We start from the raw sequence: 24,276 nt of genomic DNA on the forward strand, positions 1-24,276 counted from the left end.
GTCCCGGTACGAATCGATCGGGCGGCGCCGGCGGGATCCGGCGTCGCCGCGGTCGGTTGCGGCGACGGCCACGAGCCCTGTGCTACGGTCCCGCCGCCGGAACTCGGGGATCCGGTCCAGGTTGCCGTTTCCCGTCAGATGACGACGTTAGGGTTCTCCGTATGACGAACGCGGAGCAGCAAGCGCCGGATTCGGCGATACCGCCCCGTCAGGTCGAACCGACGGAGAGCGTCGGGGGCGTGCTGAGCATCCGCCCGTTCCGACGCTTTTGGTTCGCGGTCGCGGCCTCCGCGCTCGGTGACTGGCTCGCGCTCCTCGCGCTGACCTCGGCCGCGCTGTGGACGGTCGAGGGCGACTACCGCAAGCACGCCACGGCGGTCGCCGTGGTGTTCGCGCTGCGGATGGTGCCGGCCGCGCTGACCGCCTCGGTGGCGGGCGCGATCGTGGACCATCTCGATCGGCGCTGGACGCTGGTCACGTGCGACGTGGTCCGGGCCCTGGTGCTCGTGTCCGTGCCGTTCGTGGACCGCATGTGGTGGATCTGGGGCGCGACCGCGGTGGTCGCCGTGATCGGCGCGCTCGCCGGGCCGGCGCGTGATGCCACCGTGCCGAACCTGGTGCCCCGGCAACGGCTGGGCACCGCCAATCAGTTCAACCTGGTGACCTCCTACGGCGCGGCCCCGGCGGCGGCGCTGTTGTTCATCCTCGGCGCGCTGGTCGGCACCGCGTTCTCGCACGACGTGTCGATGTTCGTCGAGCACCCCTCGAACCTGGCGTTCTACCTCGCGGGCGCGGTGTTCCTGCTCGCCGCGGTCTTCGCGTTCCTGATCCGGATGCCCACGCGCGGGCGTTCGGTCAGCACTCGGCGGCCCAATCCGTTCAAGGTGCTCGCCGACGGACGCCGGGTGTTCGGCCACGGCCGGACCGCGCGCGGTCTGATCGTCGGGATGGTCGCGCTGTTCCTGGCGGGCGGCGCGCTCGTGTCCACCGCGCCGCTGCTCGTGGTCGGGCTGCACGGGGGCAACGCGGCGTACGGCACGGTGTTCCTGATGCTCATCGCGGGTGTCAGCGCGGGCATGTTGTGGGGCCCGAGGGTGGTGCCGGCGTTCAGTCGGCGGCGGCTGTACGGCATGGCCGTGATGTGCGCCGGGCTGACCCTGCTGATCCTGGGCGCGGTCGCCAACGTGGTGATGGCCGCGGTGCTCGCCGCCGTGCTCGGGGTGTTCGCGGGCGTCGCCTGGGTCACCGGATACACCATGTACGGCCTCGACTTCGGCGAGGACATGCGAAGCCGGGCCTTCGCGTTCGCCCAACTGATCGTGCGCGTCGTGCTGTTCGTGGCGCTGGTGGCCGGGCCGATCGCCGCGGGCTACGTGGGTGTGCGCTCGTGGGTGATCGCCGACCGGTTCACCTTCGACTACAGCGGTGCCGCGCTGGTCCTGGGCGGCACCGGCGTGCTCGTGGTGATCCTGGGCTGGATCGCGCTGCTGAGCGTGGACGACCGGCGTGGTGTGCCGATCCTGCGCGATCTGGCCGCGGCGACCCGCAACGAGGACCACATCACCGGCCGACCGGCCGGCGCCACCGGCTTCTTCATCGCCCTGGAGGGCGGCGAGGGCGCGGGCAAGTCGACCCAGGCCAACGCGATCGCGGCCTGGATACGGGCCAAGGGCCACGAGGTGGTGGTCACCCGCGAGCCCGGCGCGACCGAGGTCGGCAAGCGGCTGCGGGCGATGTTGCTCGACCTGGACGGCGATCCGGTCGACCCGCGCACCGAGGCGCTGCTGTACGCGGCGGACCGGGCCGAACACGTGCAGACCGTGATCCTGCCCGCCCTGCGGCGCGGCGCGATCGTGATCAGCGACCGCTACATCGACTCCTCGATCGCCTACCAGGGCGCCGGGCGTTCGCTGGGCGCGCGCGAGATCGGCCGGGTCTCGCGCTGGGCCACCGACGGGCTGCTGCCCGACCTGACCATCCTGCTCGACCTGGACCCGGCGGTCGGACACGCGCGCTTCACCGAGGCGCCCGACCGGATCGAGTCCGAGTCGAGCGAGTTCCACCTGCGCGTGCGGCACGCGTTCCTGGACCTGGCCGCGCACGACCCGGACCGCTACCTGGTGGTGGACGCCGACCAGGAGCCGGACGCGGTCACCACGCCGATCCGACACCGGCTCGACCGCGAACTCCCGCTCTCCGAGCAGGAGAAGCGCCAGGCGTTGGAACTGGCCAAGCGGATGCGCGAGGAGGACGCCCGGCGCAAGGCCGAGCAGGCCGCCCGCGACGCGGAGAAGGCCGCGCTGATCGCCCGACTGCGGGCGGAGAGCGAGGAGCGCCAGCGGCAGGCCGAGCAGGCCCGGCTGGACGAGGAGTCGGCCCGGATCGCCGAGGAGGAGCAGCGGTACGCCGAGGAGCAGGCCCGCCGGATCGCGGCCGAGGCCGACGAGCGGGCCCGCGCGGCGGCCGAGGCGGCGGAGGAGGCCCGGCTGCACGCGGAGTCGGAGCGGCGCCGGCTGGCGCTGGAGGCCGAACGGCGGGCCGAGGAGCAGCAGCGGCTCGCCGAGGAGGCCAAGGCCCGGGCCGAGGAGGCCAGGGTGCGCGCCGAGGAGGAGGCCGAGCGCCGGGACGAGCAGCGCCGCCGACTGGAGGAGGCGTCGGCGCTGCAGGCCGAGCAGGCGCGGGCCGACGCCGAGGAGGAGCGCGAGGCCGCCCTGGAGCGGCAGCGGACGGCCGAGGAGGAGCGCGAACGGCTGGAGGCCGAGGCGGCCCGCGAGGTCGAGCGCATGCGCGCCGAGGAGGCCGTGCGGGTGGCCGACGAGCGGCGGCACGCCGAGGAGCGCCGCCGGGCGGAGGACGCCCTGCGCCGTGCCGAGGCGGATCGCCGGCGGGCCGAACGGGAGGCGTCCCGGGCCGCCGATGCCGCCGCGTCGGCGCGGGCGCGGGCCGCGCAGGAGGCCGCCGCGCTCGCGGCGGAGGCCGGTCCGGTGCCCGACACGGACATGGTCGAGACGCCGGTGCACGGCATTCGGCGCCCCGACCCCGCCCTCGCGGACACCCCCGTGCACGGCATCCCGAAGGTGTCGTCGGACGACGCCGACACCACCGAGTTGCAGCAGATCCGGCTGCGCGAGGCGGCCGAGGACACCCGGGAGATCCCGCAGGCGAGCCTGGACGAGACGCACGCGCTGCCGGTGCTGACGCCGCCGGCCGCCGGGAACCAGTCGCTGGCCGACGATCTGCTCGGGCCCTGGCGGGCCGAGGACGACGCGGAGGCGCCCGAGGGCGGCGACGCGGAGGGCTCGTCCGCCGCGGACGCGGCGCAGGAGGCGGGGCGCAAGCGACGCTGGCGCCGCAACAAGTCCTGAGCACGAGTCCCGGCCCCGGTTCCGCCGGGGTGTCGCGGACGACCGGTACCGGGGCGACGTGGCGTCGATTGTCACGGCGCCCCGGTACGGTCGTATCGGGCACACCGGAACGAGGAGACAAGAGCGCGTGACCGTCTGGGACGACCTCGTCGGGCAGGATCGGGTCGCCGAGCAGCTGCGCACCGCGGCCGGCGCGGCCCGGGCGGTGCTCGCGGGCGAGGGCGTCGGCGGGATGACCCACGCGTGGTTGTTCACCGGCCCGCCCGGGGTGGGCACCGCGACCGCCGCGCGCGCGTTCGCGGCGGCGTTGCAGTGCGTCAGCCCCGATCTGGCGCTCGGCGCCGAACCGGGTTGCGGACACTGCGACGGCTGCCACACCGCGCTCACCGGCACGCACGCCGACGTCGACGTGGTCGCCACCGAACTGCTCTCGATCGGCGTCAAGGAGACCCGCGACCTGGTGCGCCGCGCGGCGATGACGCCGGCGGGCGGGCGCTGGCAGGTGATCGTCCTGGAGGACGCGGGGCGGCTCACCGAGGGTGCGGGCAACGTCCTGCTCAAGGCGATCGAGGAGCCCGCCGACCGCACCGTGTGGCTGCTGTGCGCACCGTCCCTTGAGGACGCGCTGCCCACGATCCGCTCGCGGTGTCGCCATGTGGCGCTGCGTACTCCGCCCGCCGGGGCGGTGGCCGATCTGCTGATGCGCCGGGACGGGATCGACCCGGCGATGGCCGCGTTCGCCGCGGCGGCGTCCGGCGGCGACATCAAGAGCGCTCGCCGGCTGGCGCTCGACGAGCAGGCCCGGGGGCGGCGCGCCGATGTGCTGCGGATCCCGATGGTGGTCGGCGACATCGGCCTGGCGATGGCCGCCGCACAACGTCTGGTGGACGCGGCGGCGGAGGACGCGAAGCAGGTCGCGGCGGACCTGGACGGGCGCGAGACCGAGGATCTGCGGGCCGCGCTCGGCGCGGTCGGCGGCGGTCGCATGCCCAGCGGTACGGCGGGCGTGATGAAGGAGTTGGAGAACAAGCAGAAGAAGCGCGCCACCCGCACCCAACGCGACTGCCTGGACCGCGCGTTGGTGGACCTGACCGCCTTCTATCGGGATGTGCTGGCGGTGCAGCTGCGCGCCGCGGTCCCGTTGGCGAACGACGTGTTGCGGGCGGACCTGGACACGGTGGCCCGGACGTCCACGCCGGAGGCGACGCTGCGGCGGATCGAGGCGATCCTGGCCTGCCGGCGGGCGATCGACGCCAACGTCGCGCCGCTGCTCGCGGTCGAGGCGATGGTGTTGACGCTGCGGACCGGCTGAGGGCGTACCGGCTGAGGGCGTTACCGACCCGGGGCGGACACCGGTTCACTCCTTGGGGCGGAGGTGTTCGCCGGGCGGAACCCGAAACCCCCGCTTGGACGTCATCGTGGGAGAGTTCCCGGGAACACGAGGGAACATTGTGACGGGTGAGGCTCGGAAGGACGGTGCGGGGTTGCGTTCCGTGACCAGGACGCTCAAAGGTCTGCTGATCGCGGTGACCCTCGGGGCGGTTGTCGTTCTCGTGTTGCGGGCGCGCAGGAGCCGTGACGCCGTTTCGACCGCCGGCGCCGGTCCGGAGGGTGAACCCGGGCCTCGGCCGGTCGAGTTGCCGCCGGTCGTGCCACACGTGTCGGTGCGGGAGCGGGCGATGGCGCCGGTGCGGGAGGTCGCGCCCGTTCGGGAAGTCGGCTCGGGGGCGGCGGACGCTTCGGGGTCGGCGGTCGCCTCGGGGTCGGCGGTGGCTTCGGGGTCGGCGGTCGCTTCGACCTCGGACGGGCGGGATGCCGGTGCGGCCGGGGCGACGCCGCAACGGGCCGAGGCGCCGCTGCCGTTCGCGCCGGTCGGGCTCGCCTCCTCGACACCCGCCGCGTTGGCCCGGCACGAGCCGGTACGACCGCCCCGGACCGATGCCGCCCCGGCCGACCCGGCGCCACGACGCGGTCGGCGCGGAGTGCGCTCGCCGCTGGGTGTGGGTCTGCTCGCCTTCGCGGTGATCGCAGCCGGGGTCGGCGGTGCCTTCGCCTACCGCAACATGTCCCACGACGACGCGCAGAACGTCGCCGCCACCGGGGTCGACCCGTCGGCGGAACCGGTGGCGCCCCCGGGCCAACCCAAGGTCGCGCCGCAGAAGTTCACCAAGGTCGGCACCAAGTCGGGTGGCACGCTCAACCGGATGACCGTCACGGGCCGGCAGTCCGCGGTCACCGCCGACGTGTGGGTCTGGCTGCCGCCGGGCTACGACACCCCCGCCAACCAGGGCCGCAACTACCCCGTCCTGGTCGCCCAGTCGTCGCTGCCGGGCGTCGAGTCGAACAGCTTCGTGGACGACTCGTCGGCGTTCCTGGGCAAGCTCGCCTCGGGCATCGAATCCGGCACCGTCCCGCCGTACATCGTGGTCGCGCCCGAACTGATGCCCTACCCCAAGCAGGACGTGGAGGCCGGCCTGACCACGGCCAAGGACACCGAGTGCAGCGACATCCCGAAGGGGCCGAAGATGGCCACCTTCCACAACGAGGACGTGCGCGAGGCGGTGCTCACGACCTACCGCGCGAGTGCCGACCGCGCGTCCTGGGCGCTGATCGGAGACGGCTCGGGCGGGCTGTGCGCGGTCAAGTACGCCCTGCAATATCCGCAGTATTACGCGAGCGCGGTCAGCCTGTCCGGCCGCACCACGCTCAAGTCCGCGCTGTGGGGCGGCGATGCGGCGGCCAAGACGGCGAACGACCCGGTCCGCCTGCTCGACGCGCGACCCGACGTGGCGATCATGCTGTCGGGCCATTCGGGTACCACCGGCAGCGAGTTCGCCGCGAAGGCGAAGGCCCCGACCACCGTCAAGGCGGTCGCGGGCGCGGGCGGCGCCTCCACCGACATCACGCGTCAGTTGCCCGACGCGCTCACCTTCCTCGGCCGCAACACCAGGAGTCCGGCCGCGTGACGGCGCGCGTGACGGCGCGCGGCGGGGCTCGGTACGCGGGTCGCGGCGAAAGCGTCGCGGCCCCGGTGTACCGGGTCCCGTTCGTGCGTCGGGGTGCGTCGGATGGTAGGCAGTACGGGTGAAACGAATACCCCGAGTGGGGCTCCTCGGCCGTGCGATCCCGGTCGCGCTCGCCGTTGCGACCGTCGCCGGCTGTTCCGTCGCGTCCGACCTCGGCGACGCCGCGGGCGGTGGTCGCACCAGTGCGTCGAGCCCCGCCTCGGGCGCCGCCAAGGCGCCGGCCACGCCCGGTGACCCCAATCCGGAGCTGGCCCGCTTCTACACCCAGCGGCCCACCTGGAAGTCCTGCGAGAGCGAGGACGACGACGAGCGCAGCCAGGCCAAGGCCTTCCGCTGCGCGACCTTCACCGTGCCGCTGGACTACAGCCGGCCGACCGGCCGGACGATCGACATCGCGGTCACCCGCAAGAGCGCGGCCAAGCCCGGGCAGCGGCTCGGCTCGCTGCTGATCAACCCGGGCGGCCCGGGCGGCTCCGGGGTGACGGCGGCGTGGTGGATGTCCGAGAGCACCATCGGCAAGCCGCTCCAGGACGTCTACGACCTGATCGGCTTCGACCCGCGCGGAGTCGACCGCAGCGCGCCGGTGAAGTGCATGACCGACGCCGAACGCGACGCGTACGTGGCCGAGGACCTGCCCGAGGACCCGGTCCGCGCCGAGGCCCGGGCCAAGGAGCGGGAGCGGGCCTACGCGGCCGAGTGCCAGAGCCGATCCGGCGAACTGCTGCCGTTCGTGGGCACCGACAACGCTGCCCGCGACATGGACGTCCTGCGCGCGGCGCTGGGCGACGAGAAGCTCAACTACATCGGCTTCTCCTACGGCACCTATCTCGGTGCCACCTACGCCGAACGATTCCCGACCCGCACCGGCCGGCTGGTCCTGGACGGCGCGGTCGACCCGGCCGCGGACAACCTGAGCCAGGCGGTCGAACAGCAGGTCGGCTTCGACCGTTCGCTGCGCCGGTTCGCCGAGGACTGCGCGGCGCGCGCGGGCTGCGCGCTCGGCAACGACCCGAAGACCGCGCCGCGCAAGGCCGCCGACTTCCTGGACGGCCTCCAGGAGCATCCGCTGGTCGCCGGCCGGGGCGGCCGGACGCTGACCTCCAGCCTGGGCTGGACCGGTGTGGTCAGCCTGCTGTACGGCGACAAGGAGACCGCGTGGAAGTATCTGCGCGACGCGCTCGCCGACGCGATGGTGCGCAAGTCGCCGGACGCCCTGCTGTTCTACGCCGACAACTACAACGGTCGCGACGAGCGGGGACACTACGACAACAGCGCCGACGCGTTCGTGGCGATCGGCTGCGCGGACGGCGCGGGGGAGGCGCCGACGCCGGCGCAGGTGCAGGCGGCGCTGGCCCGGCTCAAGGCCGAGGCACCGCTGCTGTCGCGCGATGTGACCGCGGAGGACCTGACCGGGGAGAACTGCGAGAGCTGGCCGTTCCGGTCGCCGGCCAAGCCGCACGCCATCCGGGCGCAGGGGAGCGCGCCGATCCTGGTGGTGGGCACGACGGGCGACCCGGCGACGCCGTACGCCTCGGCCGAGAAGCTGGCGGGGCAGTTGGCGGACGCGACGCTGTTGACCTTCGAGGGTGAGGGGCACACGGCGTACGGAGGCAACAGCCCGTGTGTGGACGGCGCGGTCGAGGGGTTCCTGTTGCGCGGGACCATGCCGCCGAAGGGGAAGCGGTGTAGCTGAGGGGTGTGGGGCGCGGCCCGGTCGGCGGTGCCCTCGGGTCGCCGGCGGTCGGGTCGCCGGCGTCTTTGTGCCGCCGCGGCGTCGTTGGGGAGTATCGCCGGCCTGCGTGGTTACCCTCCCCAGAGGTGCACGGTCGGTCTGGGCTACTGGAGGAGCGGTCGCATGATGCGCAGTTCGTGCGCGAGGGTCGCCGCCGCGGCGGTCGGACTGCTCCTGGTGGCGGGGTGCTCGTCGGGTTCGTCGTCGAAGTCGCCGGACCGGGTCGCGGACACCGCCACGGCGCCGGCGACCGGCGTCTCGGGCGGCGGCGGGGGCCCGGAGTCGGCGCCGCCGACCGCGGCGGTGGCACCGATCGGCTGGACCCCGTGTACCGGCGGGTTCCAGTGCGGCACGCTCCAGGTGCCGCTGGACCATGCCAAGCCGGACGGGCCGAAGATCCGGATCGCGGTCATGCGCAAGCCGGCGACCGGGGGGAACCGCATCGGCTCGCTGGTGCTCAACCCGGGCGGGCCGGGCGGCTCGGGGCTGGACTTCGCGCAGTACGCGGCCACCCGATACCCGGCCGAGCTGCGCAAACGCTTCGACATCGTCGGCTTCGACCCGCGCGGCGTCGGCCGCAGCACCGCGATCGGCTGCCTGGCCGACAACGCGATGGACGCCTTCACGCAGCTCGACGCGACGCCGGACACCCCGGCGGAGGAGCAGGCCTGGATCGACGGGGAGAAGGCGTACGGCCGGGCCTGTACGGACCGCTCGGGGGACCTGCTCGGCCATGTGAGCACGGTCGACGCGGCCCGTGACATGGATCTGCTGCGGGCCGCGCTCGGCGACCCCAAGCTGTACTACCTGGGCGCGTCCTACGGCACCTTCCTCGGCGCGACCTACGCCGAGCTGTACCCCCAGCGGGTCGGCCGCCTCGTGCTGGACGGCGCGATGGACCCGAGCCAGTCGGCGATGGCCGCCAACAAGGTGCAGGGCGGCGGCTTCGAGACCGCGCTGGCGGCGTTCCTGGACGACTGCGTCGGCGGCGGCTCGTGCTCCCTCGGCGCGACCAGGGAGGCCGGCCTGGCCAAGATCCGCGGCCTGCTGCAACAGCTCGACGCGCGCCCCCTCCCGGGCGACACGACCCGACGGGTCACCGAGTCGATCGCGACCACGGGCATCCTGTCGCCGCTCTACTCCAAGGACCAGTGGCCGGACCTGCGGCGCGCGCTCGACGCGGCGCTGCGCGGGGACGGACAGCGGCTGCTCGACCTCAACGACCAGTACTACGAGCGGGGCGCGGACGGCCGGTACAGCAACCTGATGTCCGCCAACGCGGCGGTGAACTGCCTGGATTCCCCGCCGGCGGCGACGACCCGGGAGGACGTCGAGCGCGATCTGCCGGAGTACGTGGCCGCGTCGCCGACCTTCGGCCGCAACCTCGCCTGGGCCGGTCTGGCCTGCGCGTCCTGGCCGGTCCCGCCGACCGGGAAGCCGCACCCGATCCGCGCCGAGGGCGCCGCCCCGATCCTGGTCGTCGGCACCACCCGCGACCCGGCAACGCCGTACTCCTGGGCCCAGTCCCTGGCCGGCCAACTGGCCTCCGGCACCCTGCTGACCTACGACGGCGACGGCCACACCGCCTTCGGCCGAGGCAGCGACTGCGTCGACCGCGCGGTCGTCGACTACCTCACCCAGTCCACCGTCCCCCCCAAGGGCAAGACCTGCCGCTGACCCCCACCAAACGCGCGTGTCGACCACCCCGACGGGTGTGTACACTCATTCCCTGTCGCCACCACAAGGTGGAGAGACAAGCCGCCTTAGCTCAGTCGGCTAGAGCGACGCACTCGTAATGCGTAGGTCAAGGGTTCGACTCCCTTAGGCGGCTCACTATATGGACAGGTAAGACCCCGTTGACCTGGGGTTTTACCTGTCCATTGTGTTTTCTTGAAAAAGTAAAACTACATACAGTAGGAGAATGGTCGCCTAGGATCATGCTATGGGGACGAGTTGGGGGGACGCAAGAGTCCGCTCTTGTCATGATTTACGAGATCTATTCCTGGGTACAGGGAGATGCTTTTGTCCGATTGTCGGATGGAGCTGCTCGCTGAGTCTCACATTGCATTGCGCTCACCGGGGCCGTTCGATCGTCCGGCCGATGATCGTGTCCGCGTCCGGTTCGGCCAGTAGGCTGTGCCCGCACGGGGGAGAAGGATCGTTTCCTATGTCCCCGGGTATTGAGTATGCGAGCGATGGAAGGGGGCGGAGCATGGCTTATTCGACGCGGATGGCTGCGGCCCTTTCGGGGGCGACCGCAGGCCAGATCCGGCACTGGCGCTATGACACCGGTCACGGCCCGGTCTTGGTCCCCGAGCTCGCGTCGAGGCCCCGTGCCCTCTATTCCTTCCGTGACGTCCTGGCCCTGCGTGCCGTCGTGTACCTCCGTCGCGAGGTGTCCCTCCAGAAGGTCCGCACCGCACTAGGCACCCTGCGCGGTTTCGGCGAACTCGAGCACCTGTCCTCGTACTCCCTGGCCACCGAGGGCGACACGATCGTCCTGGTCACCGAACGGGGTGGCATAGACCTGGTGAAGAAGCCCGGTCAGGTACTCCTGGCGACCATGGCCGAGATCCTGGAGCCTTTCTCTACCCGGCCCGGCGTCGTCGTTCCGCGCCTCTTCCAGCCGCGACGCCACCTCACTGTCGACCCCCGCACCCAAGGCGGAGTGCCGGTCATCGCTGGCACGCGGGTCCCGTACGACGTCGTCGCCGAACTCGTCGAGGACGGCATCACACCCGACCGCGTCGCGGACTACTACCCGGCGGTCGGCCCCGAAGCAGCCCGGGACGCCGTCGACTTCGCCTTGTACGTCGACAGCTTCGGGCAAGGGGCTCAAGCCGTCTGATGCGCATCCTCATCGACGAGAACACCGCTGTACAACTCCTGGAGATCTTGCGGCATCTCCTGCCCCAGCACGAGGTACGGCACGTCACCGAGATCAAGTGGTCCGGGAAGAAGGACGTCCCCGTCCTCCTGGATGCCGGCAAACGCGGCTTCGACGTCTTCATCACCAAGGACGCCCACCAACTCGACGACCCCGATGAGACCGACGCGATTAAACGCTCGCGCCTGCACCACGTCCGCTACGGCCAGAAAGAGCGAGGTCTCGCGGGCCTCGCCCTCGCCATTGGTGCCGTCGTCGCGGCCACACCGAGCATCATCAAAGACCTCGAACAGTGCGAGGGTCAACGCTTGGTTCACATCGCCGGCCTCAACCCCAAGCACCGCTACGAGATCGCCGACCCACGCAAGGAGCCACCCCGATATTGGCGATGACTCTCGCCAACTTCGCTGCACAGATTGAGATGACCGGGCAAACCGAGCCCGTTACGAAGGCCCGCGCCACCACGTCGCGGCGCCGTCAAGTCCGCTGGTCCGCGCACCAGCTTGAACAAGGCGTTCGAGGCCGGTGCGCACTGGCTAGCGCAGGTGCGTGCCCCTCGTCGCGACGACCGCGGGACTGCGACCTTCCCGAGGCGTCCCAATCGACTGCGGGAGCCGCGTTGGCCTCGCCGCCGCAGTGTGGTTCACCCGGCCTCCGGCGGAGGGTCGACGAGCACCAAAACATGCGTGCTTCGGCCCTTGATGGAGTGAATAGGAGCCTACTTGCGTGGGAATGGCGATACTCCGCCGCCCGGAACGCTGCGCAAGCAATCGCCTGGGGAGATGTTCTCAACCTCTTCCCCTGGGGACGCGCGTGTCCCTGATGGGGACGCTCAGGGGACGGGATAGGAAGGTTTGATGCCTAAGGATCGGGCAAGGCCGGGGCAGCGCAGGGCACTTGACCTCGTGCATTGCCGAAAGGCGGGGCAAGATCAGGAACGATCAGGGTGAACCTGTGGGCGCTCGTAATGCGTAGGTCAAGGGTTCGACTCCCTTAGGCGGCTCCCTCAAGGCCCAGGTCACATACCCCGTGACCTGGGCCTTTTCGTTCCCCGACTTTCGGGACACGCGCGCCACCCGCGGTCCCGTGGGAGGGTGGCGGCGAAGCCGGTCCGCACGCCCCGCCACCTGCCTCCTGTCGGCCGGGGATGATCACTGCCCGTGTCCAACGAGTCCGCTAGTGTCTCCTGGCATCTGCGTTCGAGTCGGTACGACCTCGGGGACGGCTTCTCATGGACGAAGGCACCGGTGACGGCGGCGGTTTCGAGGTCACCCTCGACCACCTGCGCAAGACCGTCGACCCACTCATCGCATCGCTGCAGGTGGCCGATCAGATCTGGAAGGACGACGGCCAGATGGCCGCCGGGATCGAGCGTTGCGAGTCGGAGAAGATCACCAACTGTGTGCGGCGCTTCCTTCACGACTGGGGCCACGCCATGGGGGTGGTGGTCAAGCAGGGCACGTTCGTCGCGAGCGCGTTGCAACAGGTGATCGCCAACTACGAGTTGGCCGAGCGAAACGCCGAAGCGGGCTTCCGGCCGGTCTCGCCGCCCGGGCCGATCGAGCGGGTTTCGCAGCAGGCCGGACTGCCCCGGGCCGCCAATCCGCTCGCCCCGAATCCGCCGGCTGCGAAGTAGGGGAAAGGGAGCGCACGCATGGGCAGGAACAGCATTCCGGAATGCCCGGTCGTCACAGACCTCATACCGGGTGACCCGTCCGTTCTCGACGCTCTCGCCGACACGCTCTCGCGCTACGCGGCCTCGTCGGTCGAGTCGGCCGGCCGGATGCGTCCGCTGGCCAACGTGGAGGAGTGGGGCGGTCCGGCCGCAGAGGGCTTCGTCGGGCAGATGAAGGACCTGCCCAAGACCATGGACAAGGGCGTCAAGCACTTCACCGACGCCGCGAACGCGTTACGTGGCTACGCCGCGACGTTGCGCCAGGCCCAGGCCGAGGTCGCCGGTCGCATCATTCCGGATGCCAACTCGGCGCGTGCGTGGTCGGCTCAGTGGAAGCTGGATCGCGAGGCCGTCAAGAATGGCACGCTCCAGCAGTCCATGCCGGACAAGGATCTCGGCAAGGAGCGCCTCGACGAACTGGCGGACGAGCTGGGGGCGATCCGCAAACGCCTCGAGGGCGTCGAGGGCAACTGCTGCGACATCCTCCTCAAGGGCCGGGACGCCGCACCGTCCGGTGGCGACCCGATCACCACCTCCCTCAAGGCGTTCGGCGGGGGTGCCAAAGACGGTGTGACGGGCCTGTTGCAGACCGCCCAGATGCTCAACCCGGGTCGTGCCTATGCGGAACCCGGTGCCTATGGCACCGATCTCCTGAACATAGCGCGCGGCTTCCAGCGGGTCATCAACGATCCGGAGGGCTTTGCGAAGGACTTCGTCAACTGGGACGAGTGGCGCAAGAATCCGGCCAGGGCGCTCGGATTGGCTGTGCCCGACCTCACGCTGTCGGTGCTCACGGGCGGGGCCGGCAAGGGCGCCGGTCTTCTGAAACCCGATTTGCCCGGGAAGCCGGACGCGCCCAAGGCGCCGGACCCGGTGGACCTCACGAAGAAGGGTCGGCCCTGCGACTCACGCGAATCGTGCGGCGACCCGGTAGATCCCGTCACGGGAGAGGTGACGCTGACCGCGACCGACGTGTGCTTGCCAGGGGCGCTGCCCCTCGTGCTGGCACGCAGCCACGGATCGGCCTACCGTCATGGCCGCCGCTTCGGCAGGTCATGGGCCTCCACGCTCGACCAGCACATCGAACTGGACGCGGCCGGGGTGGCGTTCCACGCGTCCGATGGCGTGACCTTGCGGTATCCGGTGCCCGAGCCGGGACAACTCGTCCTTCCCTACACCGGCTCCCGATGGCCGATGGCCTGGGACGGGGAGCCGGGCGGCGTGATCGTCATCAGCCAACCGAAGCTCGGGAGGACGCTTACGTTTCGCCCCACAACCCAGGGGTCGACCATCCTCGACCTCGAATCGATCATCGACCGCAACGGCAATGCCATCGCCTACGACTATGACGACCAAGGCGTTCTGATCGGTGTACGGCACAACGGTGGCTACCACATCGCTGTGGACTCCGAGGCTGACCGGATCGTCGGCTTGCGCCTGCTCGACGCCCATCCGGAGACGCATTTTCGGTCCCCTGGTGACGAACTGCCCCTCGTCCGCTTTACATACAGCGAAGCCGGAGAACTGGCAGGCGTGATCGACTCGTCGGGTGAACCCCAGTGTTTCGCCTACGACGACGAGCACCGCCTGACGTGCTGGCAGGACCGCAACGGCACGACGTACCACTACGAATACGACGCCGGTCGCTGCAGTCGCACCCGCGGCCCGGACGGCTTTCTGGATGCCTCGTTCCATTATGACGACGAACGGCGTGTCACCTGCCACACCAACTCTCTCGGTGATGTCACCAAGTTCTTCTACAACGAATGGTCACAGGTCGAACGAATAACCGACCCGCTGGGCAACTCCGTCACCAAGGAATGGGATCGGCAGCATCGACTACTCGCTCGGTATGATCAGCTGGGCCGGGCGACCCGATTCACGTATGACGAATTAGGCAACAAGACACGGGAAATACGTCCGGACAACACGACGATCACCGCCGAGTACGATCCTATGTGCCTGCTCGTCCGGTTTGTCGGAGCGGGCGGAGCGGTCTGGTCGTTTTCGTACTCGGAAAGCGGAAACCTGCGCACCGTGACGAACCCGGTGGGGGCCACCACCTCCTACACCTCGGACCCTTCGGGCAACATCGACTCGATCACGAACGCTCTTGGTGCAACGACGCGGGTGGTGCACGACGCGGCCGGCCTGCCGGCGAAGGTCATCGATCCGCTGGGGGCCGTCACAGCCTATGCGCGCGATGCCCTGGGGCGCGTGACTGTCGAAACCGGTCCGGACGGCGCCGTCACCCGCAGGAGGTGGACGGTCGAGGGGAGGCCGGCCGGGAACGACCTTCCGGATGGCTCCCACGAGACGTGGGTCTGGGACCCCGAAGGCAACCTCATCGAGCGGCGGAACCCCGCAGGTTCGGTCACCCACTACGAAATATCATATTTCGACCTACCGTCCTCGCGTACCGAACCCGACGGCGCCCGATACGAATTCTCCTACGACACCGAACTGCGGCTCACCGGTGTGGTCAATCCTCTGGGGCAGAGGTGGAGCTACGAATATGACCCCGGGGGCCGCCTCGTGGCCGAGGTGGATTTCGACGGGCGTGAAGTGACGTACCGGCACGATCCGGCGGGCCGGCTGGTTCTCCGTAGCAACGGGGCAGCCGAGGCCGTGACCTATGAGCACGACGCCTCGGGTCGAGTGATCTCCCAGCGTCATGTCGATACCGGTCGTACCACGGCTTTCACATACGATCCTGCGGGGCGTCTGACCCGGGCGACGAACCCGGATGTCGATGTTGCATTCACTCGAGATGCCCTCGGTCGTGTAACGGCGGAAACCAGCAATGGTCGCACACTTTCCAGTGCATACGATGCCCTGGGCCGCCGAACCAGGCGGGAGACCCCCTCGGGGCATGTCAGCGAATGGACCTATGACCTTGCAGGCCGCCCTGTGCTCATGCGGAGCGGTGCTCACCTTCTGGAATTCGCTCACGATACGGTGGGTCGTGAAATCGAGCGCCGTTTCGGCGAGCGGGTGGTATTCCATCAGGAATGGGACTCGGCTGATCGTGTCCTGGTACAGGCGATCACCCTTGGTGACCCTCGCAGCGCAGTCGAGAAGGCATTGGATCCTGCTCGAAAAACGGGTGAGATCAATCGTCGTGCGTATTCCTATCGTGCCGACGGCCATGTCTCGACCATTGATGACACGGTAACCGGTCTCACGTCGTACGATCTCGATGCAGTCGGCCGAATTACGGCGGTAACCGGGCGGGAGTGGGGCGAACACTACGCCTATGACGCTATCGGGAACCAAGTCGGTGCCGCCTGGTCGGGCGGGGGTTCCGGCGCTCAAGGACCTCGCAGTGTTGCCGGCACCCGAATTGCAAGGGCGGGTCGAACCCATTACCGGTACGACGATCAGGGGCGAATAACCGGTTGTACACGAAAAACGCTCTCGGGTAAATCGAGAGTGTGGATCTTCGTTTGGGATCCGGACGACCGCCTGACCGACGTCACGACCCCGGACGGGGTGCGATGGAATTATATATACGACCCGCTTTCTCGTCGGACCTCCAAGCGTCCGGTCGACCGTGAGGGTAACCCCGGAGATTCGGTCGAATCGGTTTGGGATGGTACCTGTCTTTCGGAGCAGGAGGAACGCGAGGCGAGTTCGGGACATCGTTCGGCCACGACATGGATCCACCTCCCCGGAAGCCATCGTGTCGTAGCCCAGAGTCGACGCCGGACGGGCGACGTCGCGATACCGGAAGGAGGCAACAACCCTCGTTTCCATGCCGTCGAAACCGATAGAGTCGGGACCCCTGTCCAGTTGGTCGATGAGAATGGGAGGGTGGTTCGGCGTCCTCGGGCTTCTGCATGGGGAGCGGTCGGGTCGGAAGGCGCTGGTGACGAATCCTTTCCACTGCGGTTCCCCGGCCAATACTTCGATCCCGAAACCGGGTGGCATTACAATCTTTTTCGTTACTACGATCCCGAATCGTCGACATATGCTTCCCCCGACCCATGGGGCCTGGCTCCGTCGTCACACCCCTATGCCTACCCGAGAAATCCGCTTTCGCTCACGGATCCACTGGGACTCGTGCCCCACGAGTGCACAGGGCCCGGAAGTCTCGAAGGCAAGAGTGATCAGGACGTCTACGATCCCGCCGTGCCGAACAACGGCAGGAGGATCACGGACATCGATCACGTGGAGAATGGTGTGCTGTGGGAGCTGAAAACGGCTATAGGCGCCGGAAACATCGAAGAATGGATACCCAAACACATCACTAAAAAAATGACTGCCTATCTGGATGCACGCCAACATCTCCACGGTTACGAGCAGGCCCCCATCGGTCTCCGGTTCACGCGATCCGGAGCGGAACCGGCGTTTCGCCGAGAGGTGGAGAATGCAGTGAATCAGTTCCGGGCCGAGCATCCCGGTGTCGATGTGAGATTGGAATGGGCAGAATGAGCTGCTTCTTCGATATCGCCGGTGAGACCGTGTGGAATCCATCGCTGAGTGCGGGGAAACTCTTTGCTTCTGCCGTCGGGAATCTTGCTCAGCTCTATGGTCTCGATTCGGGTATCGTCGATGATTCATCGGATACCTATGAGATCGACCGGGAGGTCTTTCTGTCTTTTGCGGAGAGGATCTTCGATCGCTACTTCGCTACGTCTCATCCGGAGTATCGACTTCTGCTCCGGGGCGTACTTGTGATGTCCTTGGCTCTCTTGGAAAGAGGTGGGGTGATCCTGCGGGCGACGACCGCCGAGCAGGCCGAACTATTGGGTGAGGTGCACGAGCGCAGCGTGCGACTGCCGGTCTGAGTGGGTCGGGTGGCGACGCGGGGTGTGCGCCGAGAATCCGCAGAGACACAACGCCGTTGCGCTTGTTGCTGTGCGCTGGTGGGTGTTCGTGGTCGGTGTTCCCGGTCATGTCCAGAGGCGGTTGCCTAGGGGTTCGTCTGCCGTGCTGCCCGGGAGGATGTAGGCGACTGCTGAGGAGCGGTGTTCGAGGTAGGGGTTCAGCGCGTCTCGGGCTGCCAGGCGGGATTGGACTCGGGTGAACAAGGCTGGGTCGCGCATGTAGGCGCAGAAGAGGAGGCCTCTGTCGGTGGGGGCGTCGTCGTAGTTGTAGCTGCGGCGGAGCATGCGGGCGCCGGCGTCGAGGCGGGGGCTGGTGAGGCGGACGTGGGCCGTGGCCGGGATGATGTAGGAGCCGTCCGGGTTTTTGGCGTAGATGTCCGGGTCGTCGTGTTCGGTGGTGCCGGTCAAGGGGACGCCGTCGGTGGCTCGGCGGCCGATCATCTTGTTTTGGTGGTCCTGTGGGACGGCGGCGAAGGCGGCTACGTCCATGTGGATTTTGCGGAACACCAAGGTGGTTGCGTGTTCGTGGGCGCCCGGTGGGCCCCAGACCCAGCGTCCGGCGGTCGGGTCGTCGGGGTTGGCGGTGCCGTCCTTGAGGCCGAAGAGGTTGCGCGGGGTGATGCCCGGTGGGGTGTGGGGCAGGAAGCCGGATTGGGTCCAGCGGGGGACGGCGCCAGCGGACTGCGCGGCGGCGGTGGCCAGTTCGGCGACGATGGTGAGCGTCCAGCGGTCGGCGGCGCAGAGTTGGAGCAGTATGTCGCCGTTGCTGCGGGCCGGGTCCAGGCGGTCGCCGGGGAAGGCGGGCAGGTCGGCCAGTTCGGCGGGCACGTTCAGGGCGAGGCGGGTCGCGAGGCCGACGCCGACGCCGACGACGCAGGCCAGGCGGGTCGGCTCTCCGGTGTGCAGGCGCGGGTCGGGCAGTGTGCCGGCGGCCGCGCCGGACAGGGTGTGGGTCAGTGCGGCGAGGATGTTGCGCAGCGTCTCGCGGTCCGCGCCGGCGGTCGTCGGCGGGACGTCGAAGGACAGTATGTGGGTGGTGGGTAACTGAGGCCCCGTCACACCGGCTTGGCGCAGGCCGTGGAAGGGGATCGCGGCCGTCGGCGGGGCGTCGGACGCGGTGTCGCGGCGCCGTGGTCGGCTCGCCTGCGGTTCCGCCGCCGCGCCCAGCGTTGCGGCCAGTGCCGCTCCGGTCGCGAGCAGGGCTCTGCGTCCCAAACCGGATGTGGCAGGTCGCGCCTGCTCCTGTCGACTTTCCGGGTCGGTATGCATGGGCGACATTGCAGACGATAGAACACCTGTCATGCAACTCCAGTCTCCCGCACGTTCGTTACGCCCCGAGACGTCTCGCTCCGCGGGTCGGCGGTCGAGGACGACGGCGCTGCGCTGCCTGTCGGTGGCGCTTGTGTGTGTCGCGCCGACGGTCGCGGGCTGCTCGTCGTCGACGGACTCCGAGACGTCGGCCGGCAAGCACCCGCCAGGCACCGTGCTGCGGGTGCCGCAGGACTTTCGCACGGTGCAGAAGGCCGTGGATGTCGCGCGTGAGGGCGACACGGTGCTGGTCGATCCCGGCGTGTACCGGGAGAGCGTGCGGGTCACCAAGCCGCGCCTGGTGTTGCGCGGTACGGATCGCAACGCCGTGGTCCTCGACGGCGGCGTGCGGCTCGCCAACGGCATCACGGTCACCGGTGCGGGCTCCGTGGTGGAGAACCTCACCGTCCGCGGCTACCTCGCCAACGGCGTCCTGTTCACCGGCGTCACCGACGAGCGGCTGCAGGGGCGGGGCGCGGGCGGCTCGGCGTACAACCCGCTGGACACCGCCCGCTTCCCGATGCTCCAGGGATTTCGGGCCACCAAGGTGACGGCGTACAACAACGGGCTCTACGGCGTCTACGCCTTCGACGCGCGCGGTGGTGTCATCGAGGACTCCTACGCGTCCGGGCAGGCCGATTCCGGCATCTACGTCGGCCAGTGCAAGCCGTGCGACACGCTGGTACGCGGCAACACGGTGGAGCGCAACGCGGTCGGCATCGAGATCACCAATGCCTCTGAGGGCCTGTCGGTGCTCGGCAATCGGGTCGTCGGCAACCGCGTCGGAGTCACGGTGAACTCCAACGACCTGGAGGCGCTCGCGCCGCAGCACGGCGCGGTGATCGCCGGCAACGTGATCACCGACAACAACGCCTCGGATACGCCCGAACAGGCCGACGGAGGCTTCGGGATCGGCATCGGGATCGGGGGCGGCCAGGAGAACCGCGTCGCGCGCAACCTCATCCGGGGCAACCGCGCCGCCGGGGTCCTGATCACCGATCCGGCCGGACACCCGGCCGTCGGCAACCGCGTCGAGGGCAACCGCGTCACGGACAACGGCGCCGACCTGGTGACGGCCTCGGTCGATCCCGGCAACTGCTTCACCGGCAACTCGCCCGCCACCCAGAGCCCGAGCGGCCTGGAGGACCTCGCCGGGTGCGGCGTCACCCCGCGCCGGGCCGTCCCGGCGGGTCGGGTCGTCGCCGTACAACCGCCGCCCGGCATCGCGTTCCACGCCGTACCCGCCCCGCCCGCGCAGCCCTCGCTGCCCGACCCGACGGTGCCCGGCCGGCCGGCGACGGACCTGCCCGGGGCGGTCGACCCCGAACGCTACGCCCTGCCGACCGACGCCGCCGCGATGCCGCAACCACGCTGAGCGCCCCGCCGCCGTCGACGCGGCGGGGTCAGCCCGCGATCCACGGCGCCTCGGGCATGCGTACCTTGTCGTCGCGCCCGGCTATCTCCACGGTGGTCGGGGTGCCCAGACCCGGCATGCGCATCGTCGCCCGTCGCAGGCCGCCGTCCCCGTCGACCCAGTAGGTCAGCGGCGACAACTCGCCGGCGGGCGCCCCGCCGCGCGCGGCGTCCTGGGCGCGCGGACCGGAGAACCTGTCGTAGGTCCGGCCCTGGATGCGGTCCCGGCCCAGCCAGCGTGCCCCCGACTGGGCGAGCAGCATCGGGTTGTCGGGCCGGTCCGCGCCGAGTTGGATCAGCAGCCGCAGCCCGGAGTCCAGGGGGTCCGCGGTGAAGGCGCGCGAGGACCAGCCGGAACGGGGGATGTGCTCGGCCTGCTGCCACGGCGGCCCGTCGACGCCCGCCGGCACCGGCGCCAGTCCCAGCCCGGCGCCGTCCCACACGATCAGGCCGCGATCGAGTCGACCTGCGGCCCCGGTGACCTGATAGCCGCCCACGGCGCGGTGGTTGCGGTAGTCCACGACCGCCTCGACCCGGATCGTGACGCCACCCCCCTCGGCGGCGGTGAGCGTCACCGCGACCGGACTGGCCTGGTACAGCGTCAGCCGCGACAGCGCCAGGCGGCCCGCCTCGTCGATGGTCACCGCCCGGTCCGCGTCGCCACCGTCGGAGAGCGCCCGGTGCACGGCCAGCCCGCCCGCCGTACTCCCGCACAGCGCGACCGCCACCAGGGCCGCGATCCAGAGCCGCCGCCGACGCGGCGCGCGGTCGCCGGTCTTCTTCCGGGCCATGCGGATGCCTTCTCTCACATCGATCAACACACGGGCGGGCCCGTGGACCATCGGTCCGCGAACCCGCCCGCTCCATCTCTTTCAACAGCCCCGACAGCCCGACAGCCCGACAGCCGGCAACCGCAGGCTGCCGGCCCGGCGATCGGCGGCCGGTATCGAACGCCGCCCGCCGACCCCGGAGTTACTGCTGCCGCGCCCCGCGCCTACGGAACAACACCAGCGCTCCGCCGCCCAGCGCGATCATCGCCGCCGAGACGCCGAAGACCAGTGGCAGGTTCCCGCCCAGACCGGTCCGAGCCAGCGGCCCCGACGAACCACCGTGGTTTCCGCCCGACGAGGACGGAGCAGATGTCGTCGGCGCGCTCGTCGTCGGCGGAGGCGTGGTCGGCGGCACCAGCTTGTTGACCGCCGTCACCTCGACTCCGGCGTCCAGGTTCTGCGCGTTCAGCACGAGCGGGCCGAGCACCGGCTTCTCCGGAGGGGCGTAGCCCTCGGGAGGGCTGATCTCCTTCCAGAAGTACGTCCCGGGCAGCACGTCGCGCTTGCAGAGGCCGTCCGTCCCGGTCGTGCAGGGCTCGCCGACCTTCGTGTCGGGAGTGGTCCCGTCGGACTGCAGGCCCTCGGTCCCGTTCGTCTCCCGCCACAACTCGAACTTCGCCCCGGCCAGCGCCTTGCCGTCCTGGTCGTGTTTGACCAGGCGCACCGCGCCCTCCTGTTGGCGGAATCCGAAGTCGTACGTATGGTCGTTCTCGCCGGGTCCCCCGGTGGTCAGCGCCCGTTCCGGATAACGCCCGCCGGTCGGGACCTTGCCCTTGGAGTCCACGAAGCGGTTGTCGCCGACACCCTCGTCGGTCGGCACCCACTGGTACAGCGGCCCGTTCGCCGCGTAGTCGGCCGGGTTGTCGAGCCGGATCGTGTACTTGGTCTTCGGCTTCAGACCGCCGGGCACGTTCGAGTCGTCGAAGTAGTACTCACCACGCGCCGACGTCTTCGTCGTCCCGACCACCTTGCCGGACTCGTCGTAGAGGTTGACGGTGGCGCCGGGGACCGGACGCTGCCCCGGGCTCTGGACGCCCTTGCGCTCGGGGTCGTACCAGACCCGGTTGCCGATCTGGAGCGGTGCCTGGTCGCAGAGCACCTCCAGGTCGCCCATCGAGGCGCCCTTGCCGAAGGAGGCGTTGCCATCGGTGTTCAGGCGAAGACCGTCGGCCGCCTTCCGCTTACCGTCCCGCCCGATGAACATGATGCCGGCGCTCCACGCGGTGTCCGTGGGGTCGACACCGGCGGTCGCGACGAAGTCCTCGACCTTCGACAGGGCGAGGCCGGCGTAGGACGCGTTCGGGTGGCCGCCGTTCATGGTGTTCGTGTCGAAGAATCGCTCGCCCCGCTTGTCCTTCCCACAGCCGAGGTTCACGTCCATGACGTACTTGCCCTCGGACAGGCAGGCCTTGTTCAGGTCGCCGCCGGCCACCATCGCGATGCCGGTCGTGGGGTCACCGGGCCGGAAGAACGCCGCCGTGCGATCGGTGAATCGGTCGCGGAACGCCAACACCATCGAGCCGTCCGTCTCGAAGGCGATGTCGGCCAACTCGGGCTCGGGGTTGGCCATGGAGCCGGTACACGTCTGCCCGTTCTGCTGCGTGGGGAACGTGCTCGTCCAGGGGAACCAGCCCGCCCCGGGACAGACCCCGCCCGTGGGCTTGCGCGGGTAGTCCAGGAGTTGGTCGAGGACGGCCTTGCCGAAGGCCCCCTTCGCCGGGTCGAAGGGCAGGACCACGGCACGCATGTCCGAGAGTTTCCCGGTCGACTCGCCCGAGCAGACGCCGCCGACGTATCCGACACCGTCCTGCAGTCCCAGGCCGAACGGCCGCCAGTCGCCCGGCGCGGGGCAGCCCGGGTCCGGGATGGCGTACGAGGCCGCCGGCGCCGTCGCGGTCGCCGCAGTGGCGTCATACCGGTACAGCTTGCGGTTCGCGAGGTTGACCACGAACAGGTCGCGGCCGTCGTCGGAAACCTCCAGGTCGCCCAGGCTCTCCTTGCCGGGCGCGGCGAGGAAGGCGTCGTCACTGGTGCCCACGCCGTGCGCCGAGGTGCCGGCGTCCGGGACGGTCGTGAACAGCGACGTCTTCTTCGTGGCGACGTCGGTGACGTAGATCCCGCCGGCGCCGCCGGGGCCATATGCGGTGTCGCGCTTGGCCAGTGCCGAACTGAACAGCCGCTTCCCGGGCTTGCTCCAGCCGATGCCGTACAGGTTGCCCGTCTCGGCGGTCGTGGACAGGTTCGTCACGTTCGTGTTCGTGCCGCGGGCGTTGAACGGGAACGTCACCAAAGTCCGCGAGGACGTCGGTTCGTTCGTCGCGGGCTGGCAAGCGGTCGCCAGCGGCGCGTTCTTCTGGCAGTAGTCGCCGGGGCTCCACAGCCCCGTCGTGTACTCCACATTCTTGCCGTTGCCGAGGTCGACGAACTCCTCGTTGCTGCTCAGCTCGTTCGGTCCGCCGCCCAAGCCCTTCCGCGACGCGAACGCCGGGAACAGCACACCCGGCTTCGGATTCACCACCTGAATCCGGTACTTGCCCGACGGCGTCCGCGCCGTGCCGGGCTCCAGTTCGACCACGCCGTTGGCGCCCGTCACCTTGGTGACCTTGGCGCCGTCGTCGTTGGTGAGCGTCACCGTGACGCCGCCCATGCCCGGTTCCAGGGCGGGACTCCATACCCCGGTGGTGTCCACGGCCCGCACGACACGGACCGTCACCTTCCCGTCGTCCGTCAGCGGATACGCCGGCGATGCCGCCAGTGCCAAACCGCCGAATGAGACGGCGAGGGCCGCGAGTCCGCCTATGGAACGACGCGCGCGTACCGCCGAACGTGGTCGGCGTCCTCCCTGCGCGGCGCCGTGCGTCCGTTCACTTAAAGGTGTCATACCTACTCTCATTATCTCAAAGGGTCCGACGTGCGATCCCCCCACGGATCGGCCGTGACCCGGTTTGTTGGCCGAAGCCTAAAGGGGATTCGGCAGGCCCATGACGGCAAGTCGAAGTTGACGTTGAACCCTTTTTCCCGCCGCTGTCGCGGGCGCGTGGAGCCCAAATGAATCCGATCCGGACGGCGATGACTAATTCGGATTCGCATGGCGGCCGGATCGACGCCACCGCCCACGGGGCGGGCACGCCGCGCCCGGACGTCGGCATGGCCGCCACCTTGGTGACAGCGGCCGACCGGCCGACGGTGGCCGGCCCCTGACCGGCATCCC

At 69.9% G+C, this 24,276-nt stretch carries 15 protein-coding genes and 1 tRNA gene; 13 read left to right on the top strand and 3 right to left on the bottom strand.

All coding sequences use genetic code 11. The features are described 5' to 3' along the window. Positions 1-161: 161 nt before the first annotated feature. The 11 genes from tmk (at position 162) to B4N89_RS16180 (ending at position 17,475) form a co-directional block, all read left to right on the top strand. Positions 162-3,365, top strand: a complete 3,204-nt coding sequence (tmk, locus tag B4N89_RS16130) for a dTMP kinase (RefSeq protein ID WP_078976522.1) — start codon at positions 162-164, stop codon at positions 3,363-3,365. A gap of 127 nt (positions 3,366-3,492) precedes the next feature. Continuing rightward, positions 3,493-4,677: a DNA polymerase III subunit delta' gene (locus B4N89_RS16135; RefSeq protein ID WP_078976523.1), complete on the top strand. Its 1,185-nt coding sequence runs from the start codon at positions 3,493-3,495 to the stop codon at positions 4,675-4,677. Between the two features lie 181 nt (positions 4,678-4,858). Beyond that, the gene (locus B4N89_RS16140; protein WP_078976524.1) at positions 4,859-6,331 is read left to right on the top strand and encodes an alpha/beta hydrolase-fold protein; all 1,473 of its coding nucleotides are present in this window, start codon (positions 4,859-4,861) and stop codon (positions 6,329-6,331) included. Positions 6,332-6,449: 118 nt separating this feature from the next. Then, complete coding sequence (locus tag B4N89_RS16145) at positions 6,450-8,084, top strand: alpha/beta hydrolase (RefSeq protein ID WP_235618643.1); 1,635 nt, start codon at positions 6,450-6,452, stop codon at positions 8,082-8,084. A 162-nt stretch (positions 8,085-8,246) separates the two neighbouring features. Beyond that, on the top strand, positions 8,247-9,800 hold the full coding sequence (locus B4N89_RS16150; protein ID WP_078976526.1) for an alpha/beta hydrolase: 1,554 nt from the start codon (positions 8,247-8,249) through the stop codon (positions 9,798-9,800). An 80-nt stretch (positions 9,801-9,880) separates the two neighbouring features. Next, positions 9,881-9,954, top strand: a tRNA-Thr gene (locus B4N89_RS16155). 381 nt (positions 9,955-10,335) lie between these two features. Further along, complete coding sequence (locus B4N89_RS16160; protein WP_235618644.1) at positions 10,336-10,971, top strand: DUF433 domain-containing protein; 636 nt, start codon at positions 10,336-10,338, stop codon at positions 10,969-10,971. Next, positions 10,971-11,402 carry a DUF5615 family PIN-like protein gene (locus tag B4N89_RS16165; protein ID WP_078976528.1) on the top strand — a complete coding sequence of 144 codons (432 nt, stop codon included), beginning with the start codon at positions 10,971-10,973 and terminating at the stop codon, positions 11,400-11,402. Before B4N89_RS16160 ends, B4N89_RS16165 begins: the two co-directional genes overlap by 1 nt. Positions 11,403-12,241: 839 nt before the next feature. Then, positions 12,242-12,646: a hypothetical protein gene (locus B4N89_RS16170; RefSeq protein ID WP_078976529.1), complete on the top strand. Its 405-nt coding sequence runs from the start codon at positions 12,242-12,244 to the stop codon at positions 12,644-12,646. An 18-nt stretch (positions 12,647-12,664) separates the two neighbouring features. Continuing rightward, positions 12,665-17,119 (top strand): DUF6531 domain-containing protein, encoded by a 4,455-nt coding sequence (locus tag B4N89_RS16175; RefSeq protein WP_078976530.1) that lies wholly within the window; start codon positions 12,665-12,667, stop codon positions 17,117-17,119. Next, positions 17,116-17,475, top strand: a complete 360-nt coding sequence (locus B4N89_RS16180) for a DUF6086 family protein (protein ID WP_078976531.1) — start codon at positions 17,116-17,118, stop codon at positions 17,473-17,475. Before B4N89_RS16175 ends, B4N89_RS16180 begins: the two co-directional genes overlap by 4 nt. 105 nt (positions 17,476-17,580) lie before the next feature. Here B4N89_RS16180 and B4N89_RS16185 read toward each other — a convergent pair whose 3' ends face one another. Continuing rightward, entirely contained in the window at positions 17,581-18,729 is a 1,149-nt protein-coding gene (locus tag B4N89_RS16185; RefSeq protein ID WP_078976532.1) for a Dyp-type peroxidase, read from the bottom strand. A 277-nt stretch (positions 18,730-19,006) separates the two neighbouring features. On the opposite strand from B4N89_RS16185, the gene B4N89_RS16190 reads away from it, so the two are divergent. Continuing rightward, a complete protein-coding gene (locus B4N89_RS16190; protein WP_235618645.1) occupies positions 19,007-20,197 on the top strand; it encodes a right-handed parallel beta-helix repeat-containing protein in 1,191 nt (396 codons plus the stop codon). A gap of 28 nt (positions 20,198-20,225) precedes the next feature. On the opposite strand, the gene B4N89_RS16195 is transcribed toward B4N89_RS16190, so the two are convergent. Both B4N89_RS16195 and B4N89_RS16200 read right to left on the bottom strand, forming a co-directional pair. Next, complete coding sequence (locus tag B4N89_RS16195; RefSeq protein WP_078976533.1) at positions 20,226-21,026, bottom strand: hypothetical protein; 801 nt, start codon at positions 21,024-21,026, stop codon at positions 20,226-20,228. Between the two features lie 181 nt (positions 21,027-21,207). Beyond that, a complete protein-coding gene (locus B4N89_RS16200) occupies positions 21,208-23,778 on the bottom strand; it encodes an SdrD B-like domain-containing protein (protein ID WP_235618646.1) in 2,571 nt (856 codons plus the stop codon). 335 nt (positions 23,779-24,113) lie between these two features. On the opposite strand from B4N89_RS16200, the gene B4N89_RS49815 reads away from it, so the two are divergent. Continuing rightward, positions 24,114-24,266 (top strand): hypothetical protein, encoded by a 153-nt coding sequence (locus tag B4N89_RS49815; protein ID WP_161500735.1) that lies wholly within the window; start codon positions 24,114-24,116, stop codon positions 24,264-24,266. The last annotated feature ends 10 nt before the right edge of the window (positions 24,267-24,276 follow it).

This window comes from Embleya scabrispora, from assembly GCF_002024165.1.
GTDB classification, from domain to species: Bacteria; Actinomycetota; Actinomycetes; order Streptomycetales; family Streptomycetaceae; genus Embleya; species Embleya scabrispora_A.

Excerpts from the sequence above, each read along its gene's own strand:
- B4N89_RS16180 (WP_078976531.1), top strand. The coding sequence starts at position 17,116 with ATGAGCTGCTTCTTCGATATCGCCGGTGAGACCGTGTGGAATCCATCG.
- B4N89_RS16170 (WP_078976529.1), top strand. The coding sequence starts at position 12,242 with ATGGACGAAGGCACCGGTGACGGCGGCGGTTTCGAGGTCACCCTCGAC.
- B4N89_RS16150 (WP_078976526.1), top strand. The coding sequence starts at position 8,247 with ATGATGCGCAGTTCGTGCGCGAGGGTCGCCGCCGCGGCGGTCGGACTG.
- B4N89_RS16195 (WP_078976533.1), bottom strand. The coding sequence starts at position 21,026 with ATGGCCCGGAAGAAGACCGGCGACCGCGCGCCGCGTCGGCGGCGGCTC.
- tmk (WP_078976522.1), top strand. The coding sequence starts at position 162 with ATGACGAACGCGGAGCAGCAAGCGCCGGATTCGGCGATACCGCCCCGT.
- B4N89_RS16175 (WP_078976530.1), top strand. The coding sequence starts at position 12,665 with ATGGGCAGGAACAGCATTCCGGAATGCCCGGTCGTCACAGACCTCATA.
- B4N89_RS16165 (WP_078976528.1), top strand. The coding sequence starts at position 10,971 with ATGCGCATCCTCATCGACGAGAACACCGCTGTACAACTCCTGGAGATC.
- B4N89_RS49815 (WP_161500735.1), top strand. The coding sequence starts at position 24,114 with ATGAATCCGATCCGGACGGCGATGACTAATTCGGATTCGCATGGCGGC.
- B4N89_RS16160 (WP_235618644.1), top strand. The coding sequence starts at position 10,336 with ATGGCTTATTCGACGCGGATGGCTGCGGCCCTTTCGGGGGCGACCGCA.